This window comes from Pseudomonas sp. GW821-FHT12A04 (genome assembly GCF_058807755.1).
In genome coordinates this window covers 1-17,440 of the sequence record NZ_JBXAQZ010000021.1, presented here as the reverse complement: position 1 = coordinate 17,440, position 17,440 = coordinate 1, and the positions used below count along the sequence as shown (strand labels likewise).

General features: G+C 51.8%; 13 protein-coding genes. 4 read left to right on the top strand and 9 right to left on the bottom strand.

Going from position 1 to position 17,440, the window contains the following annotated elements; genetic code table 11:
* Positions 1-184 precede the first annotated feature (184 nt).
* Together AC1RS8_RS26470 and AC1RS8_RS26465 are read left to right on the top strand one after the other, a co-directional pair.
* Positions 185-769, top strand: coding sequence for a HEPN family nuclease (locus AC1RS8_RS26470; RefSeq protein WP_493164036.1), 585 nt, complete (start codon positions 185-187; stop codon positions 767-769).
* A 74-nt stretch (positions 770-843) separates the two neighbouring features.
* A complete protein-coding gene (locus tag AC1RS8_RS26465; protein WP_493164034.1) occupies positions 844-1,359 on the top strand; it encodes a hypothetical protein in 516 nt (171 codons plus the stop codon).
* Between the two features lie 79 nt (positions 1,360-1,438).
* On the opposite strand, the gene AC1RS8_RS26460 is transcribed toward AC1RS8_RS26465, so the two are convergent.
* The 4 genes from AC1RS8_RS26460 to AC1RS8_RS26445 form a co-directional block, all read right to left on the bottom strand.
* The gene (locus tag AC1RS8_RS26460; protein ID WP_493164032.1) at positions 1,439-2,287 is read right to left on the bottom strand and encodes an ankyrin repeat domain-containing protein; all 849 of its coding nucleotides are present in this window, start codon (positions 2,285-2,287) and stop codon (positions 1,439-1,441) included.
* A 572-nt stretch (positions 2,288-2,859) separates the two neighbouring features.
* Positions 2,860-3,714 carry an HNH endonuclease gene (locus AC1RS8_RS26455; RefSeq protein ID WP_493164030.1) on the bottom strand — a complete coding sequence of 285 codons (855 nt, stop codon included), beginning with the start codon at positions 3,712-3,714 and terminating at the stop codon, positions 2,860-2,862.
* On the bottom strand, positions 3,714-5,363 hold the full coding sequence (locus AC1RS8_RS26450) for an AAA family ATPase (protein ID WP_493164028.1): 1,650 nt from the start codon (positions 5,361-5,363) through the stop codon (positions 3,714-3,716). Before AC1RS8_RS26450 ends, AC1RS8_RS26455 begins: the two co-directional genes overlap by 1 nt.
* A gap of 257 nt (positions 5,364-5,620) precedes the next feature.
* Positions 5,621-7,768, bottom strand: a complete 2,148-nt coding sequence (locus tag AC1RS8_RS26445) for an SEC-C metal-binding domain-containing protein (protein WP_493164026.1) — start codon at positions 7,766-7,768, stop codon at positions 5,621-5,623.
* A gap of 565 nt (positions 7,769-8,333) precedes the next feature.
* On the opposite strand from AC1RS8_RS26445, the gene AC1RS8_RS26440 reads away from it, so the two are divergent.
* Entirely contained in the window at positions 8,334-9,080 is a 747-nt protein-coding gene (locus AC1RS8_RS26440; protein WP_493164067.1) for a DUF2971 domain-containing protein, read from the top strand.
* A gap of 281 nt (positions 9,081-9,361) precedes the next feature.
* Here the strand turns inward: AC1RS8_RS26440 and AC1RS8_RS26435 are convergent, their stop codons facing one another.
* Entirely contained in the window at positions 9,362-10,324 is a 963-nt protein-coding gene (locus tag AC1RS8_RS26435) for a DUF2806 domain-containing protein (RefSeq protein WP_493164024.1), read from the bottom strand.
* A 392-nt stretch (positions 10,325-10,716) separates the two neighbouring features.
* Positions 10,717-11,130: a hypothetical protein gene (locus AC1RS8_RS26430; protein WP_493164022.1), complete on the bottom strand. Its 414-nt coding sequence runs from the start codon at positions 11,128-11,130 to the stop codon at positions 10,717-10,719.
* A gap of 1,944 nt (positions 11,131-13,074) precedes the next feature.
* Between AC1RS8_RS26430 and AC1RS8_RS26425 the strand changes: the two genes are divergently transcribed.
* Positions 13,075-13,278 (top strand): hypothetical protein, encoded by a 204-nt coding sequence (locus tag AC1RS8_RS26425; protein ID WP_057714624.1) that lies wholly within the window; start codon positions 13,075-13,077, stop codon positions 13,276-13,278.
* Here the strand turns inward: AC1RS8_RS26425 and AC1RS8_RS26420 are convergent.
* The 3 genes from AC1RS8_RS26420 to AC1RS8_RS26410 form a co-directional block, all read right to left on the bottom strand.
* Positions 13,271-13,552 (bottom strand): hypothetical protein, encoded by a 282-nt coding sequence (locus AC1RS8_RS26420; RefSeq protein ID WP_489338610.1) that lies wholly within the window; start codon positions 13,550-13,552, stop codon positions 13,271-13,273. The two genes, AC1RS8_RS26425 and AC1RS8_RS26420, sit on opposite strands and share 8 nt — an antisense overlap.
* Positions 13,542-13,919, bottom strand: coding sequence for a hypothetical protein (locus AC1RS8_RS26415; RefSeq protein ID WP_090455531.1), 378 nt, complete (start codon positions 13,917-13,919; stop codon positions 13,542-13,544). The genes AC1RS8_RS26420 and AC1RS8_RS26415 overlap by 11 nt, the downstream gene beginning before the upstream one ends.
* A gap of 809 nt (positions 13,920-14,728) precedes the next feature.
* Positions 14,729-17,440: DUF5801 repeats-in-toxin domain-containing protein (locus AC1RS8_RS26410; protein ID WP_493164019.1), on the bottom strand; the 2,712-nt coding region annotated here is incomplete at its 5' end.

Here is a 17,440-nt window from a genome sequence, read left to right as displayed (position 1 = left end):
GGCCAAATATTAGCTATGCTTTGTCTACTGTCAGAAGTTGATGAGCACCATTGGCTTGCCGTCCATATGCTCTTTCTCTTTAGATAGTGTGCATTAGCCTAAGTGCGCTCTTTAGGAATTTAGTACTTAGGATGTGGCAAGAGGTCGTTGCGCTAGGCTATTCCGTATAGAGAGGACGCAACAATTGGAACTACAAAACTACCCCTTAGAGTTTGTCGAGCGCACTGTCTCATTAATTGAATCACTTTCAGCTGATGCTGAATACAGAGGTCTTGATGTTACTTTTCTGCTTAATTGCTTACTCGGGCTAATTGTAGCTACATCTGAAAACATAGCAATACACGAAATAAAGACGCTTGATAAAAAAATATTCGAATTAGACAGCAAATGTTTGCTTCCTCAAAAAATCGCATATATTGACCTAGAAAGTGCGCTCAAGGTTTACAAAAAGCAAATAAATGGTAAATCCTTAATCAATCAAGGTGATAAAAATATTTCATTTGAATCAAAAATTAATGTCAATGGATATAGGCAGGCGCGCAACATGAAGTTGAAGGAGTTGCTTAAAAAAATAAGAAACGGTGTTGCTCATCAAAATTTGGCACCACTGAATGATGGCGGAAAGTGGAGAGGGGTTAAGATATGGAATCACGGCAAAGAGGGCATAAAAGACTTTGAAATTGAGTTTGAGGTTTCCGAATTAAAAGCCTTTTCCATATTTCTAGCAAGAATTTATATTGATGAGCTAAAGGCTAACTTGAAAGGATAGTGAAGTTGGCGAAAATTTGCTTCTAAGTATTTCGCCACTTTAAAGCAAGCTGCTTATACAGGTTAAAAAATAAAATGACCACTCCTTACAACTACAAAAACTGTCAATCCCTGTTCGGCTACGCATTTGACGTGCATGTTCGTTCTAGCGGCACCTGCCAACTATGCGGGTGTGGTGGCTCCGAACTGACTTTCGACTTGTGGCGCCAGATGACTGTTGAGCACATTATCGGCAAAAGTCAGGGAGGGGGTTTCAAAGATATTTGCTTGGCTGTTACTGAGCGATTTCCGGAGTTGTCTCTTGAAGAATGTGAAATTTTGTCCAAGGAAATTGATGCTGTCAATAAGGTTACTGCCTGTAGCTTCTGCAACTCAACTACAAGCAGAAACCATTGTCACATAAGCATGACTAACATTATTCAGACATCATCCTGCGAGCCTTTGGAGGTCGTCACACAGATCACCGCAGTGTTACAACCTATCCTAGAGCAAAAGCGTGCTGACGTTCAGTGGAAGCTTGAATCGGTGCGTCAAGAATATGAATCACGCTTTTTGAGCCTCCGGACTGCGCCACCGAGTGTTGTCAGATGACAGCCGTATGTGGACTCCTCCCAGAAATACCCAATGGCGATAGCTCGTGGGGCGAGGTGCTCCAAAAGCGCTTCGGTGTTTAGCTCCCCCCTTTGGACTGGAGATACTGCGCCACCCGCCGGTTTCCCATCACCATCGCGGCGCGGTATGGCGTGTCCCCATCTTTGTTTTGCAGCTTCAGGCTGGCTCCATGGTCAATCAAGAGTTGGACGATCTCCATGTATCCGTTATAGGCGGCCATGATCAACGCTGTGTCTCCGCCAGCTTCGGTCCTCACATCCACACGGACCTTCTTGGCCAGGAGCGATTTCACGCAAGCGGTGGCCCCGGCTTGGGCCGCGTGGCTGAGTGGAGTGAACCCAAACTTCACACCTTTGGGATCGGGGTTGGCACCTGACTTCAGTAGAAAATCCAGCGCTTCACATTTGCCTGAGGCTGCGGCAGCATAAATTGCCGATGAGCCTTCGAAAACCCCCGGTACACCCTTGTCCTTTGCATTCACGTCGCCACCTTGAGAGAGGTACAACTTGAGCGTGTCTAGGTCGCCCTGGTCCGCCGCCTTTGTGAATTGGTCGACCGTCACCCGCCCGCTCGGATTGGCTTGGGGCGCAGGTGCCTGCGCAGAGACTGGGGAGGCCTTTACCGCTTTGGATGGGTCGCAAATGGCGATCCCCTCCTGCAATAGACTGAGCATCTCAGTAGGTTCGTACCGTTCACTGCCGTCGCGCCAGCCCTGAGATTTAGCCATCGACCTCGCGGTACCATTGACGGCATATGTCGCCCCCTGCGCCTGCGTGGTGATGATCTGCTTGTCACCCTCCATCCGGCAGCTGACCTGGTCAGCTGCCATAACTCCAGCTGGTAGCGTCAAGGCCAGTGCTGCCCAGATGAACAAGTAGCTAAGACTGCAGCGCATATAGATCTCCATCTTGTTGATTCTCCCTATGGCCAGCACTTGACTTGCGTGAGCTTCTGGCAGCGGTTCCGGTATACCTCGCTCAGCATAGGACACAATTTAGTGGCCAATAGCTTTGATCGGAGTCCTCGGGTTCAGGTTATCGTCTGTGACGCTGGAGCGCCAAGGCAGGGGGCAGTCATTGAGCACTTGCGGCTCGCGAACGTTAAATTCGGGTTCGGGTGGGAAGTGGGTTGTTACGACAGGCGGCTATCGGCAGATTCTGTTGAAAAAGTCGGCCATGGTTTGCGCATCAGAAAAGTACGCGCCCGAGATTGAAATCTTTACTTTTGGCAGAGGCTTCCGGACTCGGATTTCACGTAGCAGCGTGCAAAAAAGGCGTTTTCACCGCTCAATGCATGGGTAGCCAGGTCGGGTCGACTTTTTCAACAGAATCGGCCAAAAGCTGCCGTTGAAAAACGGCCGAAATCGGCTAGAAGTAGTCACTCGCTCTCGATAAAACCAGGAGCGACTCACTGCCTCTTTATACTTGATTGATCTTTGACACCGTTCGTATTGGAAGACGACCCTTTTCGGGCAACAACTCAAACGACCACTCGGTGTTGGCCGAAACTGGTTTTGTAACCACCGGAACAAAATTCATCCGATTTTGAAAGAGCCATGAGAAGAACGCTTTGCCAATGATTCGCCCCAAAGCTTTCACAATGGCTGCTATGGGCTTTAGCTAGATAGGCTTTCAAAACTGGCGCGCCGAAAGCACCGCACTCTTCAACGCTAGTGCGAAGCCCACCTAGGAAAATATTAATTTGTGGTCCATATCTATCATTCAGTTGAAGCGTCTCAAATTGAAACTTTAGCCTTTCGTACTCATCGACACTGAGGCTCGCCACATGTTCAACACTGTACACCACACCGATCCCCTTCTGCAAAATCGTAATAGATGCAAACAGAAACTGCTCCGTCGGGTAAGCACCTAAATATACATGGGAGAATTGAGCACTGGCAGACTCACCAGCTTTTGCTCTTTTTAGATTATTGCAAGGATGACAACTAGGGATAAGGTTTTTGGCATATAGTGCATGAGCCCTGTATTTGGAGCGAGGCAGATGATGATCTAAATCCGTGACCGAACCATATCCGCAATACGGGCATAATTCCGCCAATAATTTCAATTGATTCCTATAACTCGCAAGTCGCCCACCGATCTGAACCTGACTGTAAGCATTATGAAGCGCCTGCCGCAACCCCTCGCTCAACTGATCTCCTTCTAAGTTAGCGACAGGTTGCCCCAAGTTATTATCATAGGCCGCATAGAGGTCGAGAATTGCAGAGTGGTCTATCTCGCTCAAGAGATAAACTACCGTACCGTCGACAAAGGTTAATGCAGATAGCAGATTTTCTCTTGCGTTTTCAAAATCAGGAACTGCTAAGCGCCACATTAAATTAGCCCTCTCTTCGCAAGCTCGGCAATGACATATGCACGCGCCTGCATGCTGAGCCCATGAGGCTGAAAGAAGTATTCTATAACATCAAGATTTTGGTGTTTTTCGATGAGATCATTTAATACTCTGTGGTAGTCGGTTTCGCGCGTACTGAGACCGAAAATGTCACCAGTCAACGTCCCGACATTCTCTCCAAATGTCTCCTTTGATGGGCTCTTCGTAACTGTTATATTACCTTCGCGCCTAACAATTAAGGTATGCTTAGCAATCGTTTCCTGTAGTACTACAGGTGAGTGCGTAGCAACGATTGCAAACGCTTTTTTTACATTTAATATATTTCTAATGGCGTGCATTAATGCAGCTAATAGAGGTGGATGCAAATGTGTTTCAGGTTCATCTATTAATATCAGGGACGACTGAGTGGTGTGGGCCGCGAGCTTGCAAATGATATGCATCACGATTTTATGCCCGGTACTCCATTGCAAAAATATCTCGCGCGGCCCATTACGAAGAAGGAAATCACTGGTGAGGGATTTTGAGTCGGTAGAGAAAGATGAATCTGTCGAAAGATAGGCTAATGACTGATCCAGTAAATCTTGCGCTTCTGTTTCTCGGACCAGTTGTAATGTCTCCTCAAACTCCATCGCCAGCTGCTCAATGGGCTTAAGCAATGTTTTTCCTACTTTATCGGACTGAGCAGCGAATGGCCCAAAGAGGCCCTCATCTTCAATATCAGCATCTAACTCTGCCGCAACGTCACGCAGGCCGCAAAATACAAACCGTCCGACACCCATTCGAATATCTTTAACTACTTGCACACGCTCATCCGCTTCACCCTCTGCGGTTGGTCTAAGCGCGGGCAAGCGAAAGCTGTCGAACGCACTATAAGACACCGTAATTATTCGAGGAAAGCTAACCTCCTCGGGCAAGATTTTCCCCAACGATGATAGGCTTTCATCGTGACGATCCTTTAGGCTGCCGTAAGCCACACGAGCAATGCGTGCTAAAAGGGTACTTTTGCCCGAACCATTTCTCCCAATGACCGAAAATATCCGACTTGGAAGCGGAGCTTCTCTCTTGCCGACTATTTCAGCGTATTCCGGAAGAGAGTAATCGAACGTGACTATTTTTTGCCAGCCAGGTACGGCGAAAGAAAACTTTAAATCCTGAGCTAGTAGGCTGTCAAAATTTTTATCGAGCAAAGACCTAGCCGTTTGAAGAAAAGCGTCATTTTCGCCAAAATATCTAAATAACGATGTACTCCAACCCTCTTCAAGTCGAAACGATTCCGCTCGTTCAGGGCTATATATAAAATCTTTAAGCGCTATTAGTAGCTTTTTTCTTAGATTGTCTTCTAAGGCGGATAGGCGCTGATAATAGTCCAGCGACTGACCTACAGAAATAAACTCCTCCCCCAGCACATCAAAATCGGTAACAATCTGCAACCCATCGACAGCAAGCTGCCCTCGCTTTAAGATTTTAACAGTGCCGATCAAGTTATGTGAGCGCTGCTCCTTGGGCCCCAAATAAACCAAACTATATTGGGTTTCGAAGCTGTAGTCATTCCAACTGTGTTGAATCAACGCAAACAGCGCAGTGGAATCGTAATTGGGCGAGGTTCTAGGCGGCAATACCTGAAAATCCATTTTCAACAATCCTTTTCATCGTTGTTTGGCGGAAATAACAAGGTAAATCTATAAGGCAGCATCATAACGCTCACGCCAAAAGAAAAATAGCTATAGGCTACCATCATCCTTAAGCTAGTTACTCGTTGGATTGCGCACTGTCATTTGACTCGAAGTGGCCGATTTCTGACGCTGCTGACCGTCTGCTTTGGGGTCGATTGCGGCCTCTCGCGACAGGCAGCAATCGGCCAATAGCTGCGTGTCGATTTCACCTAGAGCTATGCGAGACAGCACTTCTTGAACTTCTTGCCACTGCCACATGGGCAGCGGTCATTCCGACCGACCTTTGGCCCCTTCATACCGGGCATTTTGATTAAGTCGGTAATCTTGGCCGGTTTGCCCATGCTCTTCGTCAGCTCATCCATTGCATCGCTCTGTTCCCATTCGAAATCTAGATTGATCCCGAATCGCACTGACTGATCTCCGGGCTTTACGCATACGCCGAACCAGGTTTTGGCGTGTTCGGTGTACTTCCGGGCGTGACAGAGTTTCTGCAGACGCGGGCCGGCGACATCAATCGGGTCGTCGTTGCAATGGATAGTGAGCCCGGTTCTTCCTTGAGCGATGCACACCGTGAAGTCGTGACTATTCCCGTCGGCGACGGCCAGCTTGGCGATGTGATCGATGCCGGCGCTGATGGTAACGACAGCATCTTCGCCAAGCGTCAGCAGGGTAAAACCAAGATCGATGGTCGCGGGATCGGGCCTGGTCTCAATGGACTTGACCATCCGTCCCAAGGCTGTGGCCTCAAACCGATTTAAGATGCCGTCCGGTGTGCCCCTACCGGGAATGCCCTCACGCCGGACAAGCATTGCCAAGTCCAGGTCTGTAGATATGTCGTCTTCGAGGACGACCATATCGTGCTCGTCATTCACCCAGAGGTTCTGCTTGAGGTGATATGACAGGATGGTAAGCTCATGCGACGCCATCAGTTTGTCCGAGTAGCCGGTGCGGCGATCGATGTAGCTCAGCAGAAGGAGCGGCGACTTCAGCATTTCGGTCATCGCATCGAGCGCGAAAACGTCCATGACGAAGGGCGAAGAAATCGTCGTCGTCGGCACACATTTCAAGAATTGCCGTGCTTGGAAGCTGAGTGCCGGATAGTGGTCAGAGATCAGGCACAGGACGTAAATCCGCTTCAGCTTGGCTGGGAGCGTCACGACATTGCCGGCCGCATCCTTAAAGGAACACTTGCCCTCTTCTATAAGCGCGGCGCAGCGATAGGCCTGATCGCTCGAGTCCTGAATGCTCTTCTTGAAATCGTCCTTTATCTGCAAGTCATTACCGCGCCGGGCCTCGAGCGTCAAGCGTTTGGACTTTGCCTGCAGCACGAGCGCATGGGTGCCGAACAGCACCAGGACATCGACTTCAGCGAGCTTGTTGCCCTTCGATTCGTAGATGTCGATGTTAGAGAATACGTTGCCCGCCCCAAAGACCTGCGACAACCGCTCGACGGCAAACTGCTCGGTAAACAGGCCTCGGTTTTGCATCGCGGTGCTGACATAGGCCTTATCAGCGCCCATCCAATAAAACGGCGACTCATACAGGGCCTCAACGAGACTGTAGATGTTGAACAGCAGGTAGTTGCCCTCTGGGGTACGGATGAGCGGGCTGGCGTTGGCAATGTTGAAGTCGTGCAGTGCCGTGAACTGTTCATTGCGCGCGTCCGGCGGAACCGAGAAGGCTGCCAAAATCCTCTGCACGAGGGCAGGGTCCATGTGCGCCTGATTCGCGACATCCTGAACCGAGAACGTATTGCCGGGCAGAACCGTCCACGTGTCAGGGGCGACTTTCCGCATTGCCCGTAACGTCGTGACTGCCTTCTCGTCCTGCAACTGCGAAATCGCGTAGACAACGTTACGGGCGTCACGGATAGAGAACCCCTTATTCGCTATCAGCCACGGATCGTCATGCCCATACTTGGTTGGCGAAAAGTCGCGGTATTGGAAGCTGTATGCGGATTCGCCGCCATAAAAGATGGGCTCCCGAAAAGCGGCTCCGCTGTTGAAGGGGTTGAAATCCTTATTCGATATTTTGGCGGGATTAAAACCCTCCCAAATCGACGCTGACATCGCATGGTGAATTCCTTCGAGCAGCGCTTCAGTGGTCTCAACGTATTTTTCCAGGACCTGCGGCGCGGGCAGGTTGTAATCGATGTCGTGCTTGAGCATCAGTCCGATGAGGGTCGATATCTCGGTGCGGATGAGGCGGCTCCTCGAAAAGAGATGCTGCATATCCGCAGCCCTCATCTCACCGGAATACCGAATCATGTTGTCTCGAAAGCAGAAGTAGGCAATTGCGTGCACATAACCCGGCGACGCACAGAGACTTTCCAGCTCAACGAAGATCGTTTGTTCTTTCCGCATCAATCACACCTGGTCCGTTTCAGTCCACACGCAAGTCCCAGACTAGGACATTTTCGGGCTCCAGTGTTCGGAGAGACTAGAGCCGTTTGTGCAGGTCACCTGTTACCGGCCCGCCATACCAGACACAGCTTGTAGTTCGATTCGACGGCCTTCCGCACACTAGGCCGATAGGTAGGATGAGCGCTTTGGGTCGATAGTCTCCCTTCACCACTGGCGGGTACCGGCCGATTCTGTTGAAAAAGTCGCCTATGGTTACGGCGGCCGAAAAATGTCCACCTGAGATTGAAATCCGGACGTTGAGCAGGCGCTAATCTGACCAGACTTTGTGTGGCTGCGTGCAAAGTTGATGTTTTCCATGTTCAATGCGGGTTGAGTTTGCCCGCTCGGACTTTTTCAACAGAATTGGCCAGAAGCAGGCGATCGAGATGACCGGAAGACCGTGCACTTTACGTTGCTACGTTGGGCAATAGTGGGCGCCGACACTATTACGTAGTTCTACAGCGGCACGCTAAACTTCTAGCTCAGCGAAAAAATGCAGTCTAAACTTACGAGCCTTTTGAATAATATGATCACCCCCTCTCACCTCTATAAATACCAAAAGAAAACAGAGTATTCGTTGGCATCTTTAAAGAGCGAGACTGTTTGGCTATCCACACCTGCCTCTTTTAATGATCCGTTCGACTGCGCCATTAATCTTGATCGGAGAAAGCTGAAAGAGTCTGTATCACATGCAGTTGAGCAAATAGCCAAAACTAATAACATTCCAGTAGAGATTGCCCTAAATCTTAAACAAGTGACAGCAGAGGATGAGGCTGCCTATGAACAGCTACGAAAGTCACTGAAAGAAGAAATGCAGACAATTGGCGTTCTTTGCCTCAGTGAAACTCCGAGTGAAATCCTTATGTGGTCTCATTATGCTGATCACCATAGAGGCTTCTGTGTTGAATATGAACTTGAGGAAGGTTCACTTTTAAGGAGCCTTGCTCAACCAGTTAATTACACTGAGTTGTTTCCCTCGCTTTCTCTGGAAGACCTTCCTAAAAAAGCGAAGGGTAGCTTTCTTGATATTTGTATTTATACAAAGGCAATACAATGGAGTTATGAAAAGGAGTGGCGCGTGATAATGTATGAAGGTGAAAAGCTTTTTCGGGCACCTGCTCCCGTTTCCTCCATCATTTTTGGAGCCCGAATGCCACAACAAGATAAGTTAGAAGTATATGAAATTCTTCGACATAAAGTGGGAGTCATATTCAAAGAGGCTTATTTGCTTGAGGGGCTCTTTGGCATTGGGTTTCGACCGTTTTCTGCTTGATGCGATTGTCCGCTGTGGGGCGACTGTTGCCGGTCGTGACGGGCCGGGGTCGACCCAAAGCTGCCATTTCACGGATAAAATTTGCTGAAGTCCTTGCAAGTATTGGGGCTGGGTGAACGGATTCAAACCCTCGTTATCAGCTTGGGAAACTGTGGCCACACCACATTGGCCCACCCGTATTAGATCAGAGGTTTGCTGTGGCAAAACAATGACGCCCCTCTAAACTAAAAATTCGCGCCTAATACACAGACGCGAATTTAGCGATTTTAGATGTTAATTGTTCACTCTTTAATGGAGTATCGCTTGTGAAGAGAATTCCGTTCTTTTAATTTTTCTTCAAACGAATTAAATATTGTTATTCCGATTTCAGTAGGAGCGGTACAGCATAGGGCTGCGAGCGCGGAGCCAGCCCTTGTTGTCATTATTCCGGGAAAGCTGCAGTTTGTTGGAGAGATTGCTGCAAGTACATCGTCGTGGTATCTAAATTGTGCCAAGGAGCCTGCTTTTAAATTGACTCCTAAAGACTCGCCATGTATCAATAGCCCCGTGTGCTGCAATTGGTATAGAATGTTACCTACGTTGTGTTCTGTACCGTGAACGTCAATTGTTAATGTGAAGGTGTTGTTCTCTATTGGCAGGAAGTAAACTTCATAAAATTTTAATGAATTTGAAAGAACTGCATCAAAAAAATAGAATGATCTTTGGTCTAGTCTGGCAATCATGAATAGCGTCTCTAAATCGATTGTTCCAGGTTTGTCCGCCTCCACAGCAAAAGATTTGGCTAAGAGATCTTGACGCCAATCTTCGTTAAGCTTGCTTGCGAGATCGTTGAATCGGTCAAGCCATGTCTCATTAATGCTAATGCTTTCTTCAGTAGAGGTGCTGCTGTCTTGTTCTTTTTCTCCTTCAAGATAGCGTACATGCGTAGGTACTTTTGAATAAACGAGTAGCCTGTTTATTTCTTTTGTTATTAGCGTAACATTTTCTTCGGCTTTTAGTCTCTCTAAGCCGGTTTTGTTAAGTGAGTCCCGTATTTGCTCGGTCTTCAGATCAACAAGAGACCTAGCTTCTGCTAAGAAATACTCGGCATATCCAGCTGTTTGGGCTTGTTTGGTTTTGAAGTCTAAATATTTAAACTTGGTATAGTCGAACTGTGATATGAAAAACGGGCCGACGGCTTTGGCTAGGTTTACGCAGACTTTAACAGCGGTTCCTATTCCCTTAGTAGTAGTTACGGGTTCCATTATCAATTATCCTTTACGGTGTAGTTGGTACAAGTCAGATTGACCCGCACACTTCTTGACCTTGCAATTCGACCCATGGCGTTAGCTATGAGCGCGGCTTCAAGGCGGGTTCTTTCCCAAGAGAGGAAATTCAGAAGGGAATTTGGATTAGGCAAGGCATCGACTCCATTCGAGATGCCAAAATCATAGCAGTCTGGCTGGCGGACGCTACATAGGTAGCACAATTGATGTGCTTAGGCCATAAGTCAGAAACACCGCTGCCACTGAATCTAGCAAGAGCCCGATGACATTGGCCCACTTTGGATCGAGCTTTTCAGCTTATTACCCTAACATCAAGTTAAGCCGCAGACCCGCCTAGGGCAGGGCATCGGCTTGAACCTGTAGTTAAATTTTCAAGACTTGTTATATTGAATTACGTCGAGGTAGAACGTGCCATCTGGCCGACGGCCTACAGTCTCAACTTCAAGAGTTTTTCCATCAGCAGACAGCTTTCTCTTGTAAGGCCCACCAGGCATTCCGTTCTTCTTGAAAAATCCAACCGTTATTCTGCTGTTGATTCTGTATGCCTCTATGGCATCGACATCATCGCGACCATAGACGGGATAGTCTTTGCCATCGTAATTAGCTGTATATCCCCACTCATAAGGTTTTCCTTTGTAAGTGCCTGAGACCTGAAGCTTATAGCCCGTTTTGCCGACACGTTTATAAAGTCGGGTTTCCGTATCAGGTTTCCATTGCTCATTAAACAGTGAATTTCCTGGGTCCATAGTCCAATTGACGTTAAATAATGGATCATGTCTTGCCATGCTTCTCTCCCTAACTGAACTACATGTTCTGCCTTCAACGCTCCTTGTCATCCGGTACGTCCTTGTTTTGCCTTGCGGTGGTCACTGCGGACGCGACACTATTCGAGGAGAAACACGACACGGGTGGCAAGACCCAGCTTCTCGATCAGTTCCGGCAACAGACCAAGCATAGCCCATGATCTGCCATTGCTCTGGCCATAGGCGGCTTCTGGCCGTTCTCTGCCGGCCATGATTACGACGCGTGCTGGTCAAATCCGATGCAACGGCGGATGCACACTCTAGATACCCTGTGGTAGTCGCTGGCTGTCACCGTCTCCCGGTAGGCCTTCGTTATTGGAGTGCCAACTCTAAGTTAGTGTGCTGTGGCTGTGAGTCGAGCAACTCGACCAGGATACCCTGGAGTTCAGGGTGGCGCCGGCAGTACCCGGGCGGCCTGCCACCCAGCCGTACTTCTGGAGATCCACATCTACGGTCAATGCAATCTACCGATTCGTCTTCGGCGTGGCAGCGCTTAAAGCGCTAGTGCTAGCTAGTGTTTGTATATATCTTCTCTTCTCTTCTCTTCTCTAGTCCGCTTTTTGTCCGCATCGGATGCAGACAGATTGCGGACGTTTCGCTTACGGTCTGAGTCCATTGCCCGGTGCTTGGCCGATAGCCCGTTATGGTCCTAAAGCAAGGCAGGGTAAGGGTTCCGGCGGTTTCGATTAGTCATCCAACGTCGATCATGGCGCGCGCGAAACCCAGAAAACCGATCAGGTCGTCGACCATCTCGACGCTGTAGCCTTCTAGATTTCCGTCAACCGAATGCGTATCGAAAAGACACCAAACGGAATGCAGTCAGCCAACCGTCCGAAGTCGGTCCGCATGCAATGCGGACAAAATGCAGACAACCTCCCAGTATCGAACTCTTCGCTATGAAAAGCAGTGAACCGCTACGACCGGATCGAACATTACTTACAGTTCGAGCTCCTGTAGGCATACGTCGTCAGCCCGTGATAGAGATTCGTGTAGTAGATCAGCCGTCCGGTCAGTCACATCAGTTCGAGGCTGCGCCGCTATTCGCGCTCCAGGCGTCAGAAGGACTGGAGGCGGGAGAGGTGCCTGCTGCTCGGTAAAGTCATTAGGGAGGGGGTAGGTCAAAAGTCTGGAGCCCTCGCCTCAAAGACCGGTCCCTGTCCGTTTCAACCATAAATTCGTAGTTTTTTTGGCAAATCGCCGTCTTGGACGAACATGAGGGAGTGCCGGGAGGTGCTGTGTCAAAAGTTCGAGCCTTCACAGTATCCGCCCCAGCGCCCAAACTATTTTTCCATATCTTCAAAATTCGTATTCCTAACCACCATCCTGAAACGGGGAGAGAGCTGATGATCACAAGCACCACCCGGCGACGGCGAAACGGGGGAGGCCGCTGGTACGATAGGCAACCGGCTGGAGGAGGGGGGTACTTCCAGTTTTAGGTATACGTTTAGGTATACGCTACGAGATTTAGAGTGGAGAAAACCAGTAATTAAGCGGTCTTTATGTAGCATGTTCGACCCCGGCTTCGGCACCATATATATCAAGGGTTTGCGAGCGAAAGCTGGGCAAGCCCTTGTTCGTTTCTGGTCCGCAATTATTGGATTGGTCCGCAATTCACTTGGTTGGTGAGACTTTCTTCCCCTTTCTGTTGCGGATGTACTGCTCGGTCATTACAACGGGTTGGGACAGATCTTTCACACCGAGCGCCCCCAACAGTTCTTGCTGATCCATTCTCGGTCGGGCCAAGTGCCTGCGATTACGCGTATCGAGACTACAAAGCATCGATTGATTGTGGAGAGCACGCGAAAAGGGTTAGGGTGTTTCAAGCGCCGTACTCCGTGACCGGATGCGACAGGGGGTAGTGGCAATTTGGTTGTGGGTGAGCGATTAATCTTTCAGGCCGGCATGGGGTCGGTTTAAGGAGATGCAGTGGTTAGTGATCGCGAAATTGCACTGGAACAAGCGCTTGTAGCAATTATTGGAGCGGCCGTCGCCAGCGGGCTTGATGTAAAAAGCCTGATGGACAACGCGACAGCCGGCTTACTTGGAAATGCTGCATACCGCTGGGCTGAACATCCGCATGTGTTAAACGCCATTAAAGTGATGAATGATGCATATGATCAAGTCAAGTAGTGGAGACTGCGCCAGCGCAGTAGCTAGACCGCCAGATTTCGACACCGGTCTTGGCGAACCCTACTAGCTTTCGCGACCACTTTTCAGAAACTACAATTTCAGGTCGCGACATGTTGGCGAAGCGGGCAGACTGATCGGCAGGTGCTTTGACCAGATTGATGAGGAGCGTGGACACCGTCTCCTGCCACTCCTCGAAGTCGTGGCGCTCGCCCGGCACGTGGTTGTTGATAAGCGCTTCCAGAGTTTCTTGTTGGATGGCTTTTTTATGACTCATCCCACCGGAACGCGGCGATCTTTTCCATCCCGCTAAAGACCAAGTTCATCGTCGAATGATAGCCGCAGCTGATGCTTTCCAGCAGCATGACGGTCAGGTAGGCCGCTATGAAATCGACTTCATTCTGCTGATCTCTGGCTTCGTTCATTTGCGAAATGATGGGAATCATGTAATTGACTTTTCCCTCAACCGACAACGCCATAAACCCAGGTAGTCCGCCTATGTCGTTTTCCAGGGCCCGTTGATACTTCCGCAGCCTGTGAGACGTCATCAGCTTGATGGTGGTACTGAGGGGTTTGAGACGGAGCGAGAGTCCCTCGAGGTCTAGTTCAAGCGCTAGTTGTCGCTCGGGTTTGAAAAACAGCATGCCGAACTCCCATCCTGATTAGCGCCTTCACTCTTAAGGCGCAAATGTATGCGCTGCTGCGCCAGAAGTTGGGGTCTTGGGTCGCCATCAGTGGCGCAGTTTTCAACCAGCAGGGCCTTGTCGGTACTGGGCAATTGAACATAGCCCCCGTTACTCGTAACGCGCGGGCTACCTTTTTGTTGCGGCCCGCGCTTCAGCGTTTTGCACCGCTCCTTGAATGTAGTCAAAGCCCATCGATCACCGGCAAGGCTTGCAGCGGATCCCGATCAACCCCTGAACTGTCTCCCATACTCAAGCATGATCCATGCCCGTTCGTTGTTCACGTCGGCCACCCACTGCGTCGCTTCCTCGGCTCTGATCTCCCCGGCCAGGCATTCGTTTCTTGCACCAGATGCCGCGCCTTGGCGTACTTGGGGGCGGAGGAGGGCTTTTTGACCTGGCGCGCGCCGTCGTCCCCCAGCCACGCCTGCGGTCTGAATGTGTCGTTTTTTCTGCATACCTGCACCCGGCTAAAACAGGCCCAGGTTGGGGGTTGTGTACGCGAATGTGGGGCGGAGAAAGCCTGCAGATCGATGGGTCAACATGAAAAGCCTGAAGCACCTAAGGGGAGGGTGCAGGCAGAGGTCCATCTGCTGTTTTTGCGTGCAAACACACAAACGGACCCCAATATGCACGCAGCGGCGTTCTTTAAGCCTTGTGCTGCTCGCCAGTTCACAGCGCATGGGATCAAGGGGATCTCTATCTGAACTGCAAAAAAAATGCGAGGGTGGTTTCCTAGGCCACCCTCGCATCCGTTCACGCGCAAAGCTTCAAGCACTGCCAAAAAAGACGTCGGTATTCAGAACATCAACCCCGACCAAGGTGATGGTCGTTGTTTGTCCGCCCGTCTCGGCAACCGTCACGACGCTGTCGGCGCCGGTGTTGTTGATCGATTGGACAACGGCGTTCGGGTCGCCGTTGAGCACCAGCTTGTCCCGCACGCCCAGGCCCGCATCGAAGCCGGTGACCTGGTACAGGTTCTCATTGACTGACAGATCGATGTTGAACGCATCTTGCTCACCGCCCGTGCCAACCAGCGTGAAGTCGAAGGAAGCGTTGGCCGGGTCGTTGGCGAACAGGTTGGCGTCAAAGGTACTCGTCGCCGAGTCCCCGTCCTTGTCCGTCAGCGTCGCGCTGAACGCCAGCTGGACATCGCTGGCCAGACTCTCGCTCTGCTGAATGAACTGGATCACCGGGATCTTGACATCGCCCCGGCCCATCGTCAGCTGAACCGCGTCGATCAGTGTCGCGCCCGCCTTCTCGACGAGGAAGGACACCTGTCCGCCCGCCTCCGGCGTCAGGGTGTTCACCTCGATGCGGTCCGAAAACGAGCCATCCGCGTAGTAGATCCGGTAGTACAGGTCTTCGGTCGCGGTGTTGTAACCCGCCACGGAGTTGTCGATGAAGACCTTCATTGCCGTCAGCAGGCTCTCTGGGTTGATGACGAAACTTTCATCGGCGGCGCTGATTGCCGCCAGGTTATCGCCCTGGAACACGTTGTTGGCGACGCCGATGCCGGACGTGCTGACGTTCATGGATGCGGGGTCGATGTACGACGGCAGGGGGGTGGTCTGTAGCGCGGCTTCCGTAGGGTCGGGTGCTCCGAGCCCGATGCCGGTCAGGATGTCCGCGGTCGACGCCAGCGCCTTCGCGGAAAAGAACACGATCTCCTCGGATGTCGAAGGAATAGCCGGGTTACTCGTCTGCGGAATCAACAATGTGCGCACCGAGTCCGGGCCGCCGGCAGCGAGCGAGCCGTCGGCACTGCTGAGCACGATCGTCGAACTGAAGCCTTGCACCAGATCCAGTGCATAGCGACCATCGGCATAGGCGGTCAACGTGTAGTCGACGGTGGTATTCGCCGTTGCGGCGTTGTTGTCGAAATCACCGGTCAAGGTTCCCGCGAACCGGTACGCGCCATTGACATCCGGTGATGGCGACAGCTCGCTGAGTGTGCCGGTCCCGGTCGTGGTCGTGTTGTCCGGCCTGACGAGAGTGAACTGGTTATTGACCAACGAGATATCCAGACCGGCCGCCCCCAGCCCGTCGGCTCCCGTCGCCATATTCCAGAACCCGGATTGCGCAAGGACGCTACCGGTCCCGATCAGGTTGCCGAAACTGAGTGCCGGCCCATCGTCCTTGAACACCAGGTTCTGCCCGATGTTCAGCGTTGCCTGGGCGCTGTCGCCGTCCCTGTCGGTCTTGATCGCTGTCAGCGTCACCAGGTTGTCCGAGGTCAACGTCTTCGAATCATCCGGATTGGCGGTGTTGGGATGCACCACGGCGCGGAGCTGGTCGAGCGTGACACTGCCATTGGCGGCGACGCTGACCGTGAACACCAGCAGATTACTCGTGGCCGTGCGGCCTTCCACCACGGTGCCATTGAGCGACAGATTCACCGCCTGGTTCGAGGCCGTGTCCGTCAATCCAGAAGCCCCGGCCACCACGCCCAGCGCATAGGTCAGGGTGCCCGCACCATCGGCGCCAAACGCCGAGGTGAAGTTGGCGGCAAAGCTCTGGGTATCATTGGTCGCCAGCACCGTCTCGTCCACTGTCAGCGTCGGTTCCGCGCCGGTGGTACTGATGCTTGGCCCGTCGTCCTTGAACACCAGGTTCTGCCCGATGTTCAGGGTCGCCTGGGCGCTGTCGCCCTCCTTGTCGGTAATGCTCGCGGTCAGCGTCACCAGGTTGTCCGAGGTCAGGCTCGTCGAGTCATCCGGATTGGTGGTGTTGGAATGCACCACAGCGCGGAGCTGGTCGAGGGTGACATCACCGTTGGCGGCCACGCTGGCCGTGAACACCAGCAGGTTGCCGAGGGCCGTGCGGCCTTCGACCACGGTGCCGTTGAGCGACAGGTTCACCGCCTCACCGGTGGCCGTGTCCGTCAGCCCGGAGGCTCCGGCCACCACGCCCAACGCATAGGTCAGGGTGCCGGCGCCATCGGCACCAAACGCCGAATTGAAGTTGGCGGCAAAGTTCTGGGTGGCGTTGGTCGCCAGTACCGTTTCGTCCACCATCAGTGTCGGTTCCACGCCGGTGGTGGTGATGCTCGGCCCGTCATCCTTGAACACCAGGTTCTGCCCGATGTTCAGCGTCGCCTGGGCGCTGTCGCCGTCCCCGTCGGTCTTGGTCGCGGTCAGCGTCACCAGGTTGTCCGAGGTCAGGCTCGTCGAGTCATCCGGGTTGGTTGGGTCGGGATGCACCACGGCGCGGAGCTGGTCAAGCGTGACGCTGCCATTGGCGGCCACACTGACGGTGAACACCAGCAGGTCGCTCGTGGCCGTGCGGCCTTCGACCACGGTGCCATTGAGTGACAGGTTCACCGCATGGCCCGTGGCCGTATCGGTCAACCCGGAGGCTCCGGCCACCACGCCCAGCGCATAGGTCAGCGTGCCCGGACCATCAGCGCCAAACGCCGAGTTGAAGTTGGCGGCAAAGCTCTGAGTGTCGTTGGTCGCCAGTACCGTCTCGTCCACCGTCAG

Excerpts from the sequence above, each read along its gene's own strand:
- AC1RS8_RS26465 (WP_493164034.1), top strand. The coding sequence starts at position 844 with ATGACCACTCCTTACAACTACAAAAACTGTCAATCCCTGTTCGGCTAC.
- AC1RS8_RS26460 (WP_493164032.1), bottom strand. The coding sequence starts at position 2,287 with ATGGAGATCTATATGCGCTGCAGTCTTAGCTACTTGTTCATCTGGGCA.
- AC1RS8_RS26455 (WP_493164030.1), bottom strand. The coding sequence starts at position 3,714 with ATGTGGCGCTTAGCAGTTCCTGATTTTGAAAACGCAAGAGAAAATCTG.
- AC1RS8_RS26450 (WP_493164028.1), bottom strand. The coding sequence starts at position 5,363 with ATGGATTTTCAGGTATTGCCGCCTAGAACCTCGCCCAATTACGATTCC.
- AC1RS8_RS26445 (WP_493164026.1), bottom strand. The coding sequence starts at position 7,768 with ATGCGGAAAGAACAAACGATCTTCGTTGAGCTGGAAAGTCTCTGTGCG.
- AC1RS8_RS26440 (WP_493164067.1), top strand. The coding sequence starts at position 8,334 with ATGATCACCCCCTCTCACCTCTATAAATACCAAAAGAAAACAGAGTAT.
- AC1RS8_RS26435 (WP_493164024.1), bottom strand. The coding sequence starts at position 10,324 with ATGGAACCCGTAACTACTACTAAGGGAATAGGAACCGCTGTTAAAGTC.
- AC1RS8_RS26430 (WP_493164022.1), bottom strand. The coding sequence starts at position 11,130 with ATGGCAAGACATGATCCATTATTTAACGTCAATTGGACTATGGACCCA.
- AC1RS8_RS26420 (WP_489338610.1), bottom strand. The coding sequence starts at position 13,552 with ATGAGTCATAAAAAAGCCATCCAACAAGAAACTCTGGAAGCGCTTATC.
- AC1RS8_RS26415 (WP_090455531.1), bottom strand. The coding sequence starts at position 13,919 with ATGCTGTTTTTCAAACCCGAGCGACAACTAGCGCTTGAACTAGACCTC.